A 17512-nucleotide genomic window follows, 5' to 3' on the forward strand; every position below is an offset into this window, starting at 1 on the left:
AGATATAGATCCTATTATTTTGTTACAGTTTTAAGAAAATTTTTTTGAAGTTTGTGGCATAACAATTGAAATACCTAAGTAGAATCATACGTAACTGGTTAATTTTACTATGGTTATTGATTCTAAAATTAGTTTTAATTAATTTTTAAAGAATGTCGTTTTGTATTAATGACAAAATGACTTTGATATATACTTATGACGAAATCCAAATTAACAACTCTTGACAGTTTGTCATTACAAGGAATAAATGAAGATGCAGAATTAATACCCTTAATGACACCTGAAGATGAAGAAGAAATAAATAAAGAAGATTTACCCGAGATGCTTTCGATATTACCATTAAGGAATACGGTTTTATTTCCAGGTGTCGTAATTCCAATCACTGCGGGGCGCGATAAATCTATAAAACTTCTTAATGAAGCGAATAACGGAAATAAAACTATCGGTGTAGTTTCACAAAAAGAAGAAGACGTAGAAAATCCAACATCCAAAGATATTAATAAGGTTGGAGTAGTGGCCAGAATACTGAGAGTACTAAAGATGCCTGATGGCAATACAACCGTCATTTTACAAGGAAAGAAAAGATTTAAGATTAATGAAATCTTAGAGGAAGATCCTTACATTAAAGCTAGTATTTTAGAAGTCCCTGAAGCCAGACCGTCTAAAGAAAATGAGGAATTTAACACCATTATAGATTCTATTAAAGAGTTGGCCTTAGAAATCATCAAAGAAAGTCCAAATATTCCTTCTGAAGCATCTTTTGCAATAAAAAATATAGAGAGTAGTTCTTTTCTAATCAATTTTGTTTCTTCAAACCTTAATCTACCTGTGGATGAGAAGCAAAAAATTCTGGAGATAGATAATATTAAAGATAGGGCACTTGCTACATTAAAATATATGAATCTCGAGTTTCAAAAACTGGAACTTAGAAATGATATTCAGAATAAAGTACAGCACGATATGAGCCAACAACAACGTGAATATTTTCTTCATCAACAGATGAAAACTATTCAGGAAGAACTTGGTGGCGTGTCTCACGAAGATGAAATAGAGGAGATGCAGACTCGTAGTAAGAACAAAAAGTGGGATGAGAAGGTAAAAAAGCATTTTGATAAGGAATTATCTAAAATGCGCCGTATGAATCCTCAAGTGGCAGAATACTCTATACAACGTAATTATCTTGATCTGTTTTTAGATTTACCTTGGAATGAATTTAGTAAAGATAAGTTTGATCTAAAACGTGCTAAAAGGATTCTCGATAGGGATCATTATGGGTTGGATGAAGTAAAAAAGCGGATTATTGAGTATTTAGCAGTGCTTAAACTTCGTAATGATATGAAGTCACCAATCTTGTGTTTATATGGACCTCCTGGTGTCGGTAAAACTTCTTTAGGAAAATCAATTGCTGAAGCATTGGGACGAGAGTATGTACGCGTCTCATTAGGAGGGTTACGTGATGAAGCAGAGATAAGAGGACATAGAAAAACATATATTGGAGCAATGCCTGGTAGAATTATTCAGAGTCTTAAAAAAGCAGGAACGAGTAATCCTGTATTTGTATTAGATGAAATTGATAAGTTATCAGCAGGAAACCAGGGAGACCCTTCTTCTGCTTTGTTAGAAGTGTTGGATCCAGAACAAAATTCTGAGTTCCACGATAATTTTCTTGAGATGGGATTTGATCTCTCTAAAGTTATGTTTATAGCAACTTCTAATAGTTTAAATACGATACAACCAGCATTAAGAGATCGTATGGAGATTATTAATGTTACAGGATATACTATTGAAGAAAAAGTAGAGATAGCGAAGCAGCATTTACTTCCTAAACAATTGATAGAGCATGGATTGGATAAATCGAACCTTAAGATAGGAAAAATACAGTTAGAGAAGATTGTAGAAGGATATACAAGAGAGTCTGGTGTTCGAGGTTTAGAGAAACAAATAGCAAAGATGGTTCGGTATGCAGCAAAGAATATCGCAATGGACGAACCATATAATATAAAAGTTAACAATGAAGATGTTGTAGAAATTCTGGGAATCCCAAGATTAGAACGTGATAAATACGAGACCAATGAAGTTGCCGGTGTGGTAACGGGATTAGCTTGGACTAGCGTAGGAGGAGATATTTTATTTATAGAATCAATCCTCTCTAAAGGGAAAGGTAATCTTAGTATTACCGGAAACTTGGGGAAAGTGATGAAGGAATCTGCAACTATTGCAATGGAATATATCAAAGCAAATGCAGATATGTTGGGGATCAATCCAGATATTTTTAGTAATTATAATGTACATATCCACGTGCCTGAAGGTGCTACACCAAAAGATGGGCCAAGTGCAGGAATCACCATGCTAACTTCGTTAGTTTCTTTGTTCACGCAACGAAAAGTGAAAAAGAGTATCGCAATGACCGGAGAAATTACTTTACGAGGTAAAGTACTGCCAGTAGGAGGAATCAAAGAAAAAATCCTTGCTGCGAAGCGAGCTCATATTAAAGAAATTTTAATCTGTGAAGACAATAAAAGGGATATTGAAGAAATAAAAGCGGAATATCTTAAAGGATTAAAATTTCATTATGTAAAAGAAATGAGTGAGGTATTAGAACTTGCGTTAACTAAAGGTAAAGTTAAAAATGCCAAAAAACTATAATCAATTATTAATAGGTTATCGAAACATTTAATGGGCACTGATCTTGAAAAGATAATTAATTATGAAAATAATAAGTGCTATAAACCCATTGATTTTACTAAGTATTGAGAGATTTAATGTACTTATATTTTAAAAAATTGAAATAAAAATGTAACAAATTTTAGCGATGCTCGTCATATATATGTAAACAGTAAAGAAATCAACGAAATCTTTTACCAGATAAACGAAAGTTGAACGATTGCTGAAAGAGGATTTATCCTGATACTTCTTGGGATTAGTGCTTTTATTTAAGCAGCTTTAATTTAACCGACAATCAAAAAACGGGATTTGCTTTATTGAGAATTACAAGTTCGAACAATATTTTTTTAGAGCGTGTATCCTGATACTTCTTGGGATAGGCGCTTTTCCTTTTTTATAGTTTAAATCAATCATTTTAGTCCACTTATTTTGAGGTTTAAACGCAAGTTCAAGTGAGTTAATTATATTATTTTTACAAAAGAAACCAGACATCGTTAGAAATCGTGTTTTCATTGACCAACAAACATTTTACACACGAAAAACTCTTAAATCTAAATTAGATATCTTACATATGAAGGTTTATAAGTACCTTTAATCGTAAGTGGCAATTCTAATGAAAAGTATTGGTAAAAACGGGATTGCTATTGCAATCTCGTTTTTTATATGGGTTAGATCCTTAAAACCTGAAAAATAGTATTATTCTTGCATAGTATGAATATAATTACTGATGTTAGTACTCAAAGATTAGCTATAAAGCTGAAACCTATTGCCGAAAAAATGGTAAAAAGAGGACATCCCTGGGTTTTTGAAAATAGTATTGTTAAACAAAATGTTCAGGGAAAGGCAGGAGATTTAGCAATTATTTATGACTACAAAAAAAACAATGTTTTAGCCATTGGGTTATATGATCCATATTCTCCGATTAGAATAAAAATTATTCAGTTTAAAAAAGCTGTCCAGATCAATGATGATTGGTTTGCTAATAAAATAAAGCAAGCTTTTGTGATTAGAAAACCTTTATTAAATACAGACACAAATAGTTATAGGTTATTGTTTGGTGAAAATGATAAGATGCCAGGTTTTATCACAGATGTATATGATACGGTGTTGGTGATCAAGCTGTATTCTCATATTTGGTTTCCGTATTTAAATTGGATAGTTCCACATTTGATAGAACGATCAAGGTGTACAACCGTTGTTGTAAGATTGAGCAGATCCCTGCAAACCGTTGGAGAAACATATGGGATAGAAGATGGGAAAGTGATTTTTGGTGATTTGGAAAACGATGTTGTGATATTTAGAGAACACGGAATATTGTTTTCTGCGAATGTAATTAAAGGGCATAAAACTGGATATTTCCTGGATCACCGACATAATAGAAAACGAGTAGGTGATCTTTCAAAAGGAAAAAGAATATTAGACGTATTTTCATATGCAGGAGGTTTTTCTGTTCACGCTTTGGCTGGTGGGGCTAAAGAAGTTGTCAGCCTGGATATTAGTAAACAAGCATTGGAGATGGCAAAAGATAATGTCTCATTAAATAGACATTCTGGAAACCATAAAGTACTGGCTGCAGATGCTTTCGAGGGATTACAAGAACTAATTAAACAGAATAAGAAATTTGACATTGTAATCATTGACCCGCCATCTTTTGCAAAAAGAGAAAGTGAAATTAATAAAGCTAAAAATAGTTATGCTAGGTTAGCTAAGCTTGGAGCACAATTAGTACATCATAAAGGGATTTTAGTCTTAGCTTCCTGCTCTTCTAGAGTAAGTGCTGAAGTTTTTTTTGAAATATGTGAAGAAAACATTGCTAACTCCAGAAGAAATTTTACACTTCTAGATAAAACATATCACGATATTGACCATCCTGTTACCTTTCCTGAAGGGGCTTACTTAAAATGTGGATATTATCAATTAAACTAACTAATTGTGTAATAAAATAATAAGCTTATTGAAGTATTTGTATGAAACTTTTTAGCAGAAGTATGCTCAGATTGCATTTGTATTCTTAATACGTCCTATAAATCTATACCTTCCCTCCATTCGTAAGGTTAATTTTTATCTTTTTTTAAACCCCTTCAAGAGCAGTTCCTTTTATTATGTCTCGATCGGGACCCTATAATTTACATTTCGGGATACTACATATTCCTAAGTAGCAACCTTGTGTGTAATACTACTTCCTATCAATAAGAATATAATTAAAAATGGCAATGCTATTTTTTTTCTTATTTTTTGTAGTAAGATTTAATAAATTTAAAAAAGGTTTAATTGTAGTGTGATTTAATTAATTATAATCAAAAAAACCACGTATCATTGGGTGTATGGTTTTCGTAATGCAAAATCAAATATGTACTTTAATAGAGTGTATTCAGAGCATTTTTGTCTGTGTCTGTGAACTCTCCATTTTCGTGAGGCCCAAAACATGCTAACATTAACGAATCAGCAAATGGAGAAATAGGAGTTCCCTGAATCAAGATGGCAGGTGGTTCTGCTGGCAGAAAACCAGTATAACCACAACTTTGCCGATTGTACCAGTCCTGATGTCTTAATCCTATGCAATGCCCGATTTCATGACCAATTACATGTTCATTTACATTGATATTAAACATATCCGTTCCTGAATTAATTCGTATCCATTTATGAGGTTTGCCTTGTGGTGTAGGAAATCCAGCACTACCACCACCATCCATATTATTTATCTTATAAACAACGATGTCCGCATCTTCAAAATTCGCCCCAAAAGTTAGATTGAAATTGAGCGTGTTAGATAGTGCATTATAATTATTAACTGCCCAGCTTAATGCTGTTTGCATTTTTGAAGTTAACGCAAAGTTATCGCCAGTATACCCAAGAATGTCAATGTTTCTGTTGACTGAAGATACAATGTTTACATCTCGATATTGTTTACTTCCATCATCCAAAGATTTTAAGTTAGGATATGAATCCAAGTTAGTAACCGGAACCAGTATATCTCCCGAGATTAAATACTGTATGGTTTTTCCATCTGGATTGCTAATTCCCTGTATAGAAACTGCATCAATATTTATTCCCATTTGGTACAGTTTGTCGAGTTGCTCTTTAGTGGGCTCAGAACTGTTTTGATGGGTTTCTTCAATAATTTCCTTTTTTTGACAAGAAAATATCACTGTTATAACAGTCGCACTGAGCACAAACAATTTAATTTTTTTCATGGTAATATATTTCACAGTGGTTGATTTTTAAAACTACTACGTGGGGGTAATTTTTTTAGGTATCCTCTCATAAAATAACAGATAGTGTATTTACAAAAGAAATATGTATCAGGAATAGGAAGCCTATTAATATATGAAACGATACATTAAACTATTTTCAAAAGTATGTTGAAAGGAAATACAATAAAAGGGGCTTATAACCCTAATTAATAGGTTTATCCCCTTTTCTACTTCATATAAATTGAAAAAATTATTAACAACTACCTGAACAATTGTCCTGCTGTGAATACACGATATTCATTATTCAATTCTAGTATAGTTCTCGGACTGAGAATATTGACCATTTTCGTCGATGGTAATTTGTTGATACGAATTCTTATCCATAAGCAGTTCAAATTTGAATACCTGAGTTGTATCTACAATTTTCATCATAGGCCCTGAGGCATATTCTAATTGTTCTTCTAGTATATTCCCATTAACAGAATAAGTTCCATAACCAAACCACTCATTATTATCAACAGGATCAAACCGAGTCCACATTACTTTACCTTTGCTATACATTTTTACCTGGCGATATCCATTGATATTGAAAATAGTATCAGACACCTGATTATTATCATACAACAGTTGATATTGCAAATCCCATACGCCTTCTAGGTTAGAAACATCAATCGGAGTAATGGTGTGTTTGTCATTGATTGTAGCGGTAGAAAATAAGCCTAGTAGAATTAATACAAATATTTTCATAGTAGAGTGATTTATATTGAACCATAATAAGTTACGAAAATTTTGTGAGATTTATTTGTTTTAGCGCTGCTTTATAATTTCTTTGGGAGATTGTGAATAAGAATTTAATAACCTCCAAAATCCACTAATACAAGTAACGATGATAAAAGTTAAATTTGATGTTTGATAATAGTAGAACCTGACCCTAATAAATAAAGGAAAATTTTAATTAAGGTTCTAAAATGATAATCGATATGACAGAGTATGTATTGTTAACCGACGATGAAACTTATTTTGTAGAATATCTTATAGGAGAATTGGTTTTATCTCGTAGTATCAGTGAGGCGATGAAGTTTGATGACGAGTATTTAGCATTGAAATTTAAGCAGATGCTTCATAATTGTTGTAAATTAACAACGAGTGTAAACACTTATATTGGTTAGAAATCATATCAATCAATGAGATAAGCTATTTTTACCTAAGTTGGATACAAAAAGAATCATATAGAAAATAAAAAGTTCTATACAAGAAAAGGGATGCTTATATACATATGCATCCCTTTTTGTTTAACATTGTTTTATTCTAATTAGAAGATAGCATCGCAAAGAATTTATCTAAATTAGGTAATAATACAATTCTCGTACGTCTGTTAATAGCCATATTCTCTTCAGAATCGTTTTCAACTAATGGTTGGTAACTACTTCTTCCTGAAGCTATTAATTTTGACGGATCTACATTGTATTTATTCTGTAATAATCTTGTGATTGATGTTGCTCTTTTTACACTTAAATCCCAATTATCTTCAAGTGCAGGAGTGCTGATCGTTCTAGGATCTGTATGTCCTTCAATCATGACGTCAAGACTAGGTTCAGAATTGATTACCTGTGCTAATTTTTCTAAAACATCATTCGCTTTATTACTTACCCTGTAACTTCCGCTATTAAATAACATTTTATCCGATATTGAAATCATTACCACTGTATTGTCAATATCGATAGAGATATCTTCATCTTCTTTCAAGTTGTCGTCTAATGAACTTTTAAGATTATGAGAAACAGCTAGGTTCATAGAATCTTCTAGTGTTCTGGCTCCTTGAAGCTTTTCGGGATCTACCTGAGCCAGCGTCTCTTTCATTTTCTCTTTTGTGTTGTTGGAAATTACGGCAAGGTTATCCACCATTACCATTTTCTCATTATTAGAGTCCCGTAAGGAATTGATTTTTGCATTGTAATCAGCAACTCTTGTTTCGATTTTAGCAAATTTAGACTCTAGTTCTTCCTTTTCTACAGTGGTTTTCTGTAACGTACTACGAGTATTATTTAAATCCTCTTCTAAAGCAAGATACTTTTTTTTAGACACACAAGAAGTGGTCATCAAAGCCCCTGATAGTACGATTAATGTGAATACTTTTTTCATGGTTATTTAATTAATCTTTTATATGCATCTAAAACTAATTGTTAAGGGTTTTATTATATTTTCACCTACTAAATTTTTCACATCAAAATCTTAAATATTGTTAAAAAATATTAGTAAAAATTGGCGCCATACTTTAATTACGGTAAATTTACAATGTAAATTTAGATAACAAGCTGATTGATAATTTTTTATATTCTGTTGCAGAATTCTTGTGTAAAACCCAATATCTTTTATTGTTGTAACGATATGGAATTTATGTCGTCTTATTACAAAACAGAAGCTCCGAATTAAATTTACTTTAGAATAAAATAATTAAAAATTCATGTTTTTGGATATAAGAAGGCTAACTATACTAGTAATGCTGCTTTTTACATCTTCTATTAGGTTGTATGCCCAGCAATTTGATCAGGGTGATAAAAAAACGCTACTAAACTATAAAACAATAGTACTTAACGGTACTATCTCATATTTACCGATTTATAAGGTCAATTACCAAATTATTTTTGAAGAATCGACTGCTACCAAAGAATTAGAAAAACAAGACTTTAATGCTGTTTTTGAAGACGATTGGAGTAATGTAGTGTTTAATTCTTACTGGAAAAAAAAGGTAACTTATCCTATTCCTTTGCATTTTGAAGATAAGATGTTCGCTTCTCCTGTGGATCATAACATGGTGGTCACTTCGCGATATGGATGGAGGAGAGGAAGACCACATCAAGGTATTGATATTGACCTGAAAACAGGGGATAATGTAAAAGCTTTATTGGGAGGAAAGGTTCGGTACGCAAGACGTCACGGAGGTCATGGAAAAACTGTAGTCATACGTCATAATAATGGATTAGAGAGTGTATATGCTCACCTTTCTGAATATTTAGTAAAAGAAAATGATTTAGTTGAAAAAGGTCAAGTCATTGGTAAAGGCGGAGTTTCAGGTAATGCCAGAGGAAGTCATTTACATCTAGAAGTTAGATACTTCGGAAAAAGCATTCACCCAGAATACCTTTTTGAGTTTACCAAAGAAACCAAAGTGCGATCAAATGATATTGTTGTTACTAAAAAATGGATGACGCCAAGATCACATAAATCAACAAGGAAAAGTAAAATTATCATACAGACAGATACAGAGGAAGCCACCCAAAAGGATCCTGCTAAAAGTATTTATGTTGTTAGAAAAGGAGATACTTTACACGGAATTGCCAGAAAACACGATGTAGAGGTTTCAGAAATATGTAAGATGAATGCGATACAATATAACGCTGTTCTAAACGTCGGGCAAGAAATCGTACTATACTAACGTTAATTTTTAAACATATTTTTTGATCATTTCTAATAATACAATTTTATCGTAAGGTTTTAAAATATAGTCGTTTAAGCCAGCTTGTATAATTTGTCTGTTTAACTGCGTTACATCGACCGCTGTCAATGCAATAATAGGTGTTTTGTTATCAAACTCCCGAATTCTTTTTGTAGTACCAATACCGTTGAGTTTTGGCATATTAATATCCATGAAAATAATATCATAACTGTTATCCTTTACTAATTCTATAGCATCAAATCCATTATCAATAGTGGTGCAAGCAAAATTTTCTTTGGAAAGTATTTTATCGGCTACTAGTAAGTTTAATTTGTTGTCATCCACTATTAGAGCTTTGTGTTTATTGGTTCCTGAGCTAGTATCGGTAGTATTGTCAATCGTATTGATCGTTTCTATATCCACAACAAAAGCATATTCGGAACCTGACAGACCGTTATTTTGCAAGATAATTTCTCCATTCAAAGATTTGGCAAGTCTTCTAACTATTGTAGAATTAAGACTTGCACCCAAGTATGAATTTTTTACATTTTCAATACCAATAAATTCTTGATAAATAGACTTTTCATCTTCTTCAGAAACTTCGTTTCCATCATGAGCAACTTTAAACGAAATATTATTAATATCACTTTTTTTATTAATTAACTGAACAGAGAAAATAACGTTTCCATTTTGTGTAAATCGTAATGCGTTGTTAATTAGATTCATGACAATCTGTGATAAAATCGCCGGATTCCCACTTAACATTTCCGGAATCTCATCGTCAAAATCTAATGTTAATGAGTTACCACTACTTTTAATAGCATAACTAAAAGAGTGAATAATATTTTGAGTTAGTTCTTTTAGATTAAAAGGCTTTTTGTTAGGGATAATTTCATTTGTTTCTAAAATATTAATTTGCAATACATTGTTTATAAGTGTTAACAGATAATCCCCGGTGAATTTTAATGACTTCAAGTTTTTATTGTCTTCTAATTCCGGATGTTCATCTACCAGAATATTCGTCAAACCCATAATTCCATATAAAGGTATTCTTAATTCCTGGCTGAGCGAAGAAATAAATTCTTGATGCATCTGAACTTTTCTTTCGGTAGTAAGACGTAGCGTGTTTAATTCTTTGTTTCTGCTTTTGACCTTAGTAATCAACACAAAGCAACGGTATCCTAAAATGATAATGATCAGGATCAGTGGAATTCCGAGGGCATAATAAACCATTTAAAATATTTTCTAGCAAAATAAAAGATATCGGATTTATCTTACAAGTTTGAAACGTTATTTTTTAATAAAATAGTGGTTTTTCCACATATTGTTATAGAATCATTAGTTTGGTCGAGTTTTTGATTATCTATAATAAAAAAAGTTAAGGATTAATTATCTTTAACGACTCTATGTATGATAAAGGAAGAATGTATATGAAATTCAAAGCTACTTCGATATTATTTTTATTATTTTCCATTTACGTAAGTGGACAAATTGAAAAGCCCTTATCTTCTGTAAAAATAGAAGACAACAGTGATTTGAAGACCAGTAATTATAGCCTTTCACCCAGTTTAACGAAACCAAAAAACAACTTTAATTTATACAACAGCCTTGAGGATTCTATAAGATTTAACAGGACTCAGAAACCTTTTGATATGACTGGAAATACGGATTTATTACAACCAAAATTTAAAGTAGTTCCCAAATACTTCCAGAATGACAAGGAGATCAAAGAAGAGTATAAATCGGATCAATATCTTGGAGATTTTAAAAGTAATGCTGAGTATGTATATCTTATTTATAGAGACCATCAATCTGTGGATGGAGACGTCGTAAGGATTTATATAAATGATGATGTGATCAGATCCAATGTCTATCTGGATGCTGTTTTTCAGGGGTTTAAAATAGACCTGATAAAAGGATTTAATAAAATAGACATACAAGCCCTTAATCAGGGAACATCCGGACCTAACACTGCAGAGTTTCAACTACATGACGATCTGGGAAATGTGATTACCGCTAACGAATGGAATTTAACTACCGGTGTTAAAGCTACTATTATAGTGGTAAAAGAATAATTCTTTTGTTTCTTACTTTCTTTTTTTATTAGGACTTTTATCTTATCAAAATTACTTCTCTAGCTTTCTTGTGAATTTTATTTTACACTTTTTTTACCATCCTAAAAACACCCATAATTTCATAATCTTTATTGGATGTTATCTATGTTAATTCATAGTTTTAAAAGTATTTTTTTTAAAATATTATGTGATTTTTTGAATGTATCGAATACTAATAAGAAAAAAACAAGCTTTATATGAGTAAAGAAGAAGAGTTTACTCGCATTATAAAAGATAATGAAGGTGTTATTTTTAAAATAACTACTGTATACAATGATAGATCATAAGATCAACAAGATTGATATCAAGAAATCGTGTGCCAATTATGGAAATCTTATGGTAGTTTTAGAGGAGATGCAAAAGCGAGTACCTGGATGTACCGCGTAGCTCTAAACACAGCGATTACCAGATTAAAGAAGGAGAAAAAAATGGTAATCGTGTTGGAGTTGATCAAGTGGTACTGAAACAAACAGAAAATTACAATACAGAATTCGAAGAGAAGTTGAAGATTTTATACACACATATAAAATTGCTTAACGATTTGGAAAAAGGTTTAATACTGTTGCTTTTAGAAGGAAAAAAATATGAAGAAATAGCACTGATAACAGGATTAACATCATCAAATGTTGGAACCAGAATATCAAGAATTAAGCAAAAATTGAAAACTCAAATAATAAAAAAATAGGTGGCTATGGAAATGGAGGAAATGCAAGCCGTATGGTCTGATATAAGTGGCCAATTAGAAAAACAAAAAAAATAGCTGATAAAATGATTATGATGATGACACAAGAACAATATAGGAAAAAATGGAATAAAATTGCATACCCAGAAATGCTCGGTACTGTTATTTGCTATAGCGTAGCCATAATGATCTTTGCTAATATTAGAGCATTAGAAACCTGGTATAATATATTGCTAGGTGTATTATCCGCGACCATACTCTTGGTACTGCCAGTATTATCGCTACGATCAATTTATTAAATGAGTGGGATCGATTTTTATTCCAGTAGTTATAAAGATACTTTAATTAAGTATACGAAGAACAAAAAGCAATTTCAATCACTTCAAAACATTTCTTTCTATTTAAGCTTTATATTAATCTTTGTAATCCTGCCTGTCACAACAAAAATAATAGGAGGAAAGGATATGTTTGACGGAATTGATACTATATGGCCTTTGATATTTTTTATACCATTAGGAATTACCTTCTTTGTGTTTTTTGCAAAATGGGTAAAAAAATGTTAAGGAAAAAATATTGATGAGGCAGAAAGTATATTAAAGGATTTACAAATAGACGAATAGTTGTTAAAAAAAGTAATTAGACATAAAACCCGGAACCCCATTGAGGTATTCCGGTTTTTTTATTAACTATGTCTATTTAGTAAGGATTCAAGACATATAATGTTTTTGTATCTTTAAAAGATAATTAATTTTACATAAAAAATGAATTTTCAAACAATTTTCAAGAATCGGAGTAAAACGCTATTTTTTCTGATTATTTTAGGATGTATCGTTATCTCTTGTAATCGTGATCAACAGGTTTTTGACAAAAACTTTGTGCATACCGTTTTTATTTGGCTTAACGATCCAAACAGTGAGGAAGATCGAAAGCTTTTTGAGGAATCATTACAAAGGTTTTTGAGAACATCGAAGTATGCGAAGACCAGTTTTGTAGGAACTCCGGCTGACACTGATAGAGAAGTAGTTGATAATTCATATACTTATGCACTAGTGGTTACCTTTTCTTCTAAAGAAGAACAGGATTTATACCAAAAAGAAGAAGCACACCTTTTATTTATCAAAGAGGCTTCTTTTTTATGGAATAAAGTTCAGGTATATGATGCAATTGGTTTGGATTGAAATTCTTACTATTTTTTATTCTTTTGAGTCTAGGTAAGATCCTAAATTGCCTAATGTATCATCCCAGAACTGTTCATAGAATTCTAACCAGTTATGTATTTCTTTTAAAGGTTTTGTGTTGGCAACGCAAAAACGTTCTCGTCCTTTAGAATTTATTTGTACCAACCCAGCTTCCTCCAGGTTTTTTAGATGTTTCGTAACACCCTGACGGGTCATATCAAATTGACTCGAAATCTGAGTGATTGGAAGAGCGGTGGCTGCTATTACCAGTGCGTGAAATATTTCACGCCTAGTAGGATCAGCAACTGCTTTAAGTACCTGTGTGATTTTATCTTGCATAAACTTCTGGTGTTAAATATTCTGATATTTTGATAATACAATTGTCCCAGCCGCCATTAAAACTATTAAACATTGTTACAGCGGTGTCTCCAGAGTAATTAGCGATGCCAGAATGCTCCAAATACAACTTGGTGCCTTCATTTGTTTTTTCTAATTTCCAGGTAACAGTCGTTTCTACATTGGTTTTTGCTACCATCCAGGTATAAACAAGAGTATATGGACTGGATTGTAGTATAGTTCCTGTAATTTGACTACAATTTTCTTCGTCTGTAGCATTAAACGTATACTTGTAGCCAACTTCGGCTTTAAAATCTGCAGGTAAAAACCAGGCAGAAATTTCTTCTTCTTTAGAAATGGCATTCCACACTTTATCAATTGAGTATTTAAAAATGTGTTCTTTACGAATAGAATCTTTCATCTGTAATGTATTTAAAGTTAAAAAAGCAACCATATGGTTGCAAATATAAGTATATTTTTGATAAAGCAACTATTGGGTTGCTTTATTTTGAGGATACGATATATTGTTTAGCCCATAATAGAAGAGAAGATTTTGTTTATAGAAATGACTATTACAATTTTGTTTAACAAATTTTTCTCACTAATTTAACCGTTAACAATTTTTCAGTTTATCCCCAATTTTTAATACTAAAAACGTTGGTTTCCATTTCGGATATCAATAATATCTTGCTTGTTTTGTGATAAAAAATTATAGTATTATATGAATTAGTATAAATATGACCTCAATATAAATTTCAATACCAATTGGATAAACTAACTATTTACATATGTCTTCGGATAAAAAGAAACCTATAATAAACTGTCACACCCATATTTTTAAAGGAGAACATGTGCCTCCTTATCTGGCAAAAACTTTTGTTCCATGGCCTATAAGTTATTTGCTAAATACGGCTTGGATCCTTAAGTTATATAAGAAGAGTGTTCGTAGTAGCAGTAGAAAATTTCAGGATCCTTACGTAGAAAAAAGACGAAATAGAGTTATAAAAGCTATCAAGCTTAGAAGAAATAAATTGTTTTCAGGTATCTTGTCTTTTATAGGAATTGTGCTCACGATCCACGTCTTATTTTTTATATTTAGATGGTTATCATTAATTTTTGACCCTAAGCAAAATGAGTTTATAGGATATATCGTTAAACTTCAGACCTGGTTAGTACATCATAAGGTGTTGCTCCCAATTCGTGATGTTTATTTGCAAATTCTTCTGACAGTTATCTTATTTGGTTTTTTTAAAAGTGGAAGAAACCTCATCTGGTTCATACTTAGAAAAACAGTTAGATTTTTTGCTATTCTTCCTGGTAAAATGACAAAAGATTTACTGGAAAGATATCTGTTATTGGGCCGTTTTACATTATACAAAAGTCAAAGTAAAATTTTCTCATCAATGAAGGAGCAATATATACCGGGAACTAAGTTTATTGTTTTGCCGATGGATATGGAATATATGGGTGCAGGAAAATTAAAACCAGAAAACACTTATAAATATCAAATGGAAGAGCTGGCCAAAATTAAAGTTGGTAGTACTAATAAAGATTCTTTTCTACCATTTGTATTTGCTGAGCCGCGGAGAATTAGGGAAGAAGAAAATCATTTAAAATATACGTGTCAAAATGGTAATGTAACACTACAAGATTGTTTTATTAAAGAATATATAGAAGAAAAGAAGTTTGAAGGATTCAAAATTTATCCTGCGCTGGGATATTATCCATTTGATGACGCTTTACTACCATTATGGAAATATGCAGCGGATCGTGGGATACCTATAATGACGCATTGTATTAAAGGAACTATTTTTTATAGAGGAGCAAAGAAAAAGGAATGGGAAGCACATCCTGTTTTTAAAGAAAGTGTAAATCTCAAAAATGAGATCTATGCACCGTTATTATTGCCACAGCACAAAAATAAAGACTTTTCTCTAAACTTTACGCATCCGATGAATTATTTAGTTCTGCTAAAAGAAGAATTACTTAGGATATGGGTTAGTCAATGTAGTGAAGATATTAAAAAGCTTTTTGGATATACAGATCTTAACACAGCTTTGGTTCATGATTTAACGCATCTCAAAATATGTTTTGCACATTTTGGAGGAGAAGATCAATGGAACCGATATTTAGAATTGGATCGCTACGGTTATAGTAATGAACTAATCAAAGAACCCGACATGGGAATTGATTTTTTATATACTGCTAACAAGAAATTTAGTTGGAAAAAACTCCAGGATTGTTGGAAATATGTGGATTGGTATTCTATTATTTGTAGTATTATGTTACAACACGATCATGTTTATGCCGATATTAGCTATATACTTCATGATGAAAAAATTTTCCCTTTATTAAGACAAACAATTAATCAGGATAAACTGGGAAAAAAAGTGTTGTTCGGAACGGATTTTTATGTAGTGAGAAATCATTCTGCAGAAAAAAACTTGGTAGCCACAACCACTGGGCATTTAACTGTAAACGAATTTGATGTGATTGCACGTGATAATCCTGCAGTGTTTTTGTCACGTCTTTAATCACAGTCTCTAATAGCGTACCATTTAGCAATGGTATTCTCCGCAGGTTTATATCGAGGAGAAAAATCAAGGTTAGTAGAAGCATTTTCTTTTTTTGATTGAGTATTCCACTGCCAAATATAAGTTCCTGCAAACCAATCTTTATCCCAAAATGTTTCATAAAGAGCTTCGTATGCAATTTGCTGGGTTTTATCAGATTTGTGTTTTGATAGAATACTTAGGGCCGATCCCCATTCCCAAGGTTTGATAGTCGCAGAAGCTTCACTTTTATACCCTATTTCTGTAAATAGGATAGGTTTATCGTGCTTTTTTGATAAAGACTCCAATTGGTTACTATACATATTCCAACCATTTTTGATGGTTTTTTTATCAGGGTGCGGATCTTTTGTTAACGGAAAATATGCTTGGATACCAATATAATCCAACTCATTCCAAAAGTCCACCAACTCAAATTCACCATCCCAATTTGCAGCGTAGGTTAGTTTTCCTTTATAAATAGTTTTAATTTCTCTAACTAGAGATTTCCATTGTTCTGGTTGATTAATTAGAGAGCTCTTTAGTTCTGTTCCAATACAAAATAATTCTACTTTAGTTTTAGCAGCCATTTTAGCGTAATGAATGATGTTCGCCCGATACGATTTGAACCAAATATTCCAACTTGATGAGGAAGAATGGGATATATGAGATCTCCATCCAGTACCTAACCAAAGATGCGGTTTTAGCATCACCTGTATATTCCTTTCTTTAAGTTTAATAATCGTTTTTATATGTAAACTATCTCTTCTTGACCATTGACCAATTGTTTTAGGGATTCGTATTGTTTCTGTTTTTTCATCTTCTTGATCCATAAAAGGAACTACTGCCACCCATTCAATATTGGACCGAACGATATCATCGATTGCAGTTTTAGAGTCATTATTAAAACCCCAGCCAAACACTGTCATTCCACGATGTTTTCTATCAATTTTATACAATTCTTTAGGAGTACCACTATTATTTTCTATTGATGGAATCCAGGTATATGCGAAGTCTTCTGAACTGTTTTTGACTATTATAAACTTGAAGATGGCAAAGAGAACTAATGCCGGAGTACATAGTCTTAATAAGAAATGCTTAAACATTACTTTTAAACCTTTCTTTCTCTGCATTCTGATAAAATACCTCAAAATTAAAAAGAGCAGATAAACTACAAGAAATAAAATATGAAGTACGATAAGAAATCTCGGTTTCTTTAAGGTTTTACCAAAATATAGAATAGATTCTGAAATAGTAATACCGTTACTCACTCCACCAATAATAAAAAGAACTAGGCTCATTAAACCAGTAAATACATATACTTTTAGTGCGGTAAATACTTCATTTTTCATATACTGA

Annotated in this window: 17 protein-coding genes; 10 read left to right on the top strand and 7 right to left on the bottom strand. The window is 31.9% G+C overall.

Annotated elements, in window-relative coordinates; genetic code table 11:
* Positions 1 to 195 precede the first annotated feature (195 nt).
* Together lon and ACWGOQ_RS09035 are read left to right on the top strand one after the other, a co-directional pair.
* The gene (gene lon, locus ACWGOQ_RS09030; protein WP_452057620.1) at positions 196 to 2646 is read left to right on the top strand and encodes an endopeptidase La; all 2451 of its coding nucleotides are present in this window, start codon (positions 196 to 198) and stop codon (positions 2644 to 2646) included.
* Positions 2647 to 3375: 729 nt separating this feature from the next.
* Positions 3376 to 4590, top strand: coding sequence for a class I SAM-dependent rRNA methyltransferase (locus tag ACWGOQ_RS09035; protein WP_452057621.1), 1215 nt, complete (start codon positions 3376 to 3378; stop codon positions 4588 to 4590).
* A gap of 431 nt (positions 4591 to 5021) precedes the next feature.
* On the opposite strand, the gene ACWGOQ_RS09040 is transcribed toward ACWGOQ_RS09035, so the two are convergent.
* Positions 5022 to 5858: a M57 family metalloprotease gene (locus ACWGOQ_RS09040; RefSeq protein ID WP_452057622.1), complete on the bottom strand. Its 837-nt coding sequence runs from the start codon at positions 5856 to 5858 to the stop codon at positions 5022 to 5024.
* A gap of 300 nt (positions 5859 to 6158) precedes the next feature.
* Complete coding sequence (locus ACWGOQ_RS09045) at positions 6159 to 6605, bottom strand: hypothetical protein (RefSeq protein ID WP_452057623.1); 447 nt, start codon at positions 6603 to 6605, stop codon at positions 6159 to 6161.
* Positions 6606 to 6838: 233 nt separating this feature from the next.
* Between ACWGOQ_RS09045 and ACWGOQ_RS09050 the strand changes: the two genes are divergently transcribed.
* A complete protein-coding gene (locus ACWGOQ_RS09050; RefSeq protein ID WP_452057624.1) occupies positions 6839 to 7027 on the top strand; it encodes a hypothetical protein in 189 nt (62 codons plus the stop codon).
* Between the two features lie 139 nt (positions 7028 to 7166).
* On the opposite strand, the gene ACWGOQ_RS09055 is transcribed toward ACWGOQ_RS09050, so the two are convergent.
* Complete coding sequence (locus ACWGOQ_RS09055) at positions 7167 to 8000, bottom strand: OmpA/MotB family protein (RefSeq protein WP_452057625.1); 834 nt, start codon at positions 7998 to 8000, stop codon at positions 7167 to 7169.
* A gap of 358 nt (positions 8001 to 8358) precedes the next feature.
* Between ACWGOQ_RS09055 and ACWGOQ_RS09060 the strand changes: the two genes are divergently transcribed.
* Positions 8359 to 9294 carry a LysM peptidoglycan-binding domain-containing M23 family metallopeptidase gene (locus ACWGOQ_RS09060; protein WP_452057626.1) on the top strand — a complete coding sequence of 312 codons (936 nt, stop codon included), beginning with the start codon at positions 8359 to 8361 and terminating at the stop codon, positions 9292 to 9294.
* Between the two features lie 9 nt (positions 9295 to 9303).
* Here ACWGOQ_RS09060 and ACWGOQ_RS09065 read toward each other — a convergent pair whose 3' ends face one another.
* Positions 9304 to 10527, bottom strand: coding sequence for a response regulator (locus ACWGOQ_RS09065; RefSeq protein ID WP_452057627.1), 1224 nt, complete (start codon positions 10525 to 10527; stop codon positions 9304 to 9306).
* A gap of 197 nt (positions 10528 to 10724) precedes the next feature.
* Between ACWGOQ_RS09065 and ACWGOQ_RS09070 the strand changes: the two genes are divergently transcribed.
* The 5 genes from ACWGOQ_RS09070 (at position 10725) to ACWGOQ_RS09090 (ending at position 13268) form a co-directional block, all read left to right on the top strand.
* Positions 10725 to 11369, top strand: coding sequence for a hypothetical protein (locus ACWGOQ_RS09070; protein ID WP_452057628.1), 645 nt, complete (start codon positions 10725 to 10727; stop codon positions 11367 to 11369).
* 353 nt (positions 11370 to 11722) lie between these two features.
* The gene (locus tag ACWGOQ_RS09075; protein ID WP_452057629.1) at positions 11723 to 11872 is read left to right on the top strand and encodes a sigma factor; all 150 of its coding nucleotides are present in this window, start codon (positions 11723 to 11725) and stop codon (positions 11870 to 11872) included.
* Positions 11863 to 12093 (top strand): sigma factor-like helix-turn-helix DNA-binding protein, encoded by a 231-nt coding sequence (locus ACWGOQ_RS09080; RefSeq protein ID WP_452057630.1) that lies wholly within the window; start codon positions 11863 to 11865, stop codon positions 12091 to 12093. Before ACWGOQ_RS09075 ends, ACWGOQ_RS09080 begins: the two co-directional genes overlap by 10 nt.
* A gap of 92 nt (positions 12094 to 12185) precedes the next feature.
* Positions 12186 to 12389, top strand: a complete 204-nt coding sequence (locus ACWGOQ_RS09085) for a hypothetical protein (protein WP_452057631.1) — start codon at positions 12186 to 12188, stop codon at positions 12387 to 12389.
* Between the two features lie 462 nt (positions 12390 to 12851).
* Positions 12852 to 13268 (top strand): Dabb family protein, encoded by a 417-nt coding sequence (locus ACWGOQ_RS09090; protein WP_452057632.1) that lies wholly within the window; start codon positions 12852 to 12854, stop codon positions 13266 to 13268.
* Positions 13269 to 13283: 15 nt separating this feature from the next.
* On the opposite strand, the gene ACWGOQ_RS09095 is transcribed toward ACWGOQ_RS09090, so the two are convergent.
* Both ACWGOQ_RS09095 and ACWGOQ_RS09100 read right to left on the bottom strand, forming a co-directional pair.
* Positions 13284 to 13607, bottom strand: coding sequence for an ArsR/SmtB family transcription factor (locus tag ACWGOQ_RS09095; protein ID WP_452057633.1), 324 nt, complete (start codon positions 13605 to 13607; stop codon positions 13284 to 13286).
* The gene (locus tag ACWGOQ_RS09100) at positions 13597 to 14025 is read right to left on the bottom strand and encodes an SRPBCC family protein (RefSeq protein WP_452057634.1); all 429 of its coding nucleotides are present in this window, start codon (positions 14023 to 14025) and stop codon (positions 13597 to 13599) included. Before ACWGOQ_RS09100 ends, ACWGOQ_RS09095 begins: the two co-directional genes overlap by 11 nt.
* A gap of 367 nt (positions 14026 to 14392) precedes the next feature.
* Between ACWGOQ_RS09100 and ACWGOQ_RS09105 the strand changes: the two genes are divergently transcribed.
* Entirely contained in the window at positions 14393 to 16138 is a 1746-nt protein-coding gene (locus ACWGOQ_RS09105) for an amidohydrolase family protein (RefSeq protein ID WP_452057635.1), read from the top strand.
* On the opposite strand, the gene ACWGOQ_RS09110 is transcribed toward ACWGOQ_RS09105, so the two are convergent.
* Entirely contained in the window at positions 16135 to 17505 is a 1371-nt protein-coding gene (locus ACWGOQ_RS09110; RefSeq protein WP_452057636.1) for a glycoside hydrolase family 113, read from the bottom strand. The two genes, ACWGOQ_RS09105 and ACWGOQ_RS09110, sit on opposite strands and share 4 nt — an antisense overlap.
* Between the last annotated feature and the right edge of the window lie 7 nt (positions 17506 to 17512).

It is taken from the genome of Aquimarina ulvae (genome assembly GCF_053613295.3).

Bases quoted from the DNA above. Each gene is read 5' to 3' on its own strand.
- lon (WP_452057620.1), top strand. From the start codon at position 196: ATGACGAAATCCAAATTAACAACTCTTGACAGTTTGTCATTACAAGGA.
- ACWGOQ_RS09035 (WP_452057621.1), top strand. From the start codon at position 3,376: ATGAATATAATTACTGATGTTAGTACTCAAAGATTAGCTATAAAGCTG.
- ACWGOQ_RS09040 (WP_452057622.1), bottom strand. From the start codon at position 5,858: ATGAAAAAAATTAAATTGTTTGTGCTCAGTGCGACTGTTATAACAGTG.
- ACWGOQ_RS09045 (WP_452057623.1), bottom strand. From the start codon at position 6,605: ATGAAAATATTTGTATTAATTCTACTAGGCTTATTTTCTACCGCTACA.
- ACWGOQ_RS09050 (WP_452057624.1), top strand. From the start codon at position 6,839: ATGACAGAGTATGTATTGTTAACCGACGATGAAACTTATTTTGTAGAA.
- ACWGOQ_RS09055 (WP_452057625.1), bottom strand. From the start codon at position 8,000: ATGAAAAAAGTATTCACATTAATCGTACTATCAGGGGCTTTGATGACC.
- ACWGOQ_RS09060 (WP_452057626.1), top strand. From the start codon at position 8,359: ATGCTGCTTTTTACATCTTCTATTAGGTTGTATGCCCAGCAATTTGAT.
- ACWGOQ_RS09065 (WP_452057627.1), bottom strand. From the start codon at position 10,527: ATGGTTTATTATGCCCTCGGAATTCCACTGATCCTGATCATTATCATT.
- ACWGOQ_RS09070 (WP_452057628.1), top strand. From the start codon at position 10,725: ATGAAATTCAAAGCTACTTCGATATTATTTTTATTATTTTCCATTTAC.
- ACWGOQ_RS09085 (WP_452057631.1), top strand. From the start codon at position 12,186: ATGATGACACAAGAACAATATAGGAAAAAATGGAATAAAATTGCATAC.
- ACWGOQ_RS09090 (WP_452057632.1), top strand. From the start codon at position 12,852: ATGAATTTTCAAACAATTTTCAAGAATCGGAGTAAAACGCTATTTTTT.
- ACWGOQ_RS09095 (WP_452057633.1), bottom strand. From the start codon at position 13,607: ATGCAAGATAAAATCACACAGGTACTTAAAGCAGTTGCTGATCCTACT.
- ACWGOQ_RS09100 (WP_452057634.1), bottom strand. From the start codon at position 14,025: ATGAAAGATTCTATTCGTAAAGAACACATTTTTAAATACTCAATTGAT.
- ACWGOQ_RS09105 (WP_452057635.1), top strand. From the start codon at position 14,393: ATGTCTTCGGATAAAAAGAAACCTATAATAAACTGTCACACCCATATT.
- ACWGOQ_RS09110 (WP_452057636.1), bottom strand. From the start codon at position 17,505: ATGAAAAATGAAGTATTTACCGCACTAAAAGTATATGTATTTACTGGT.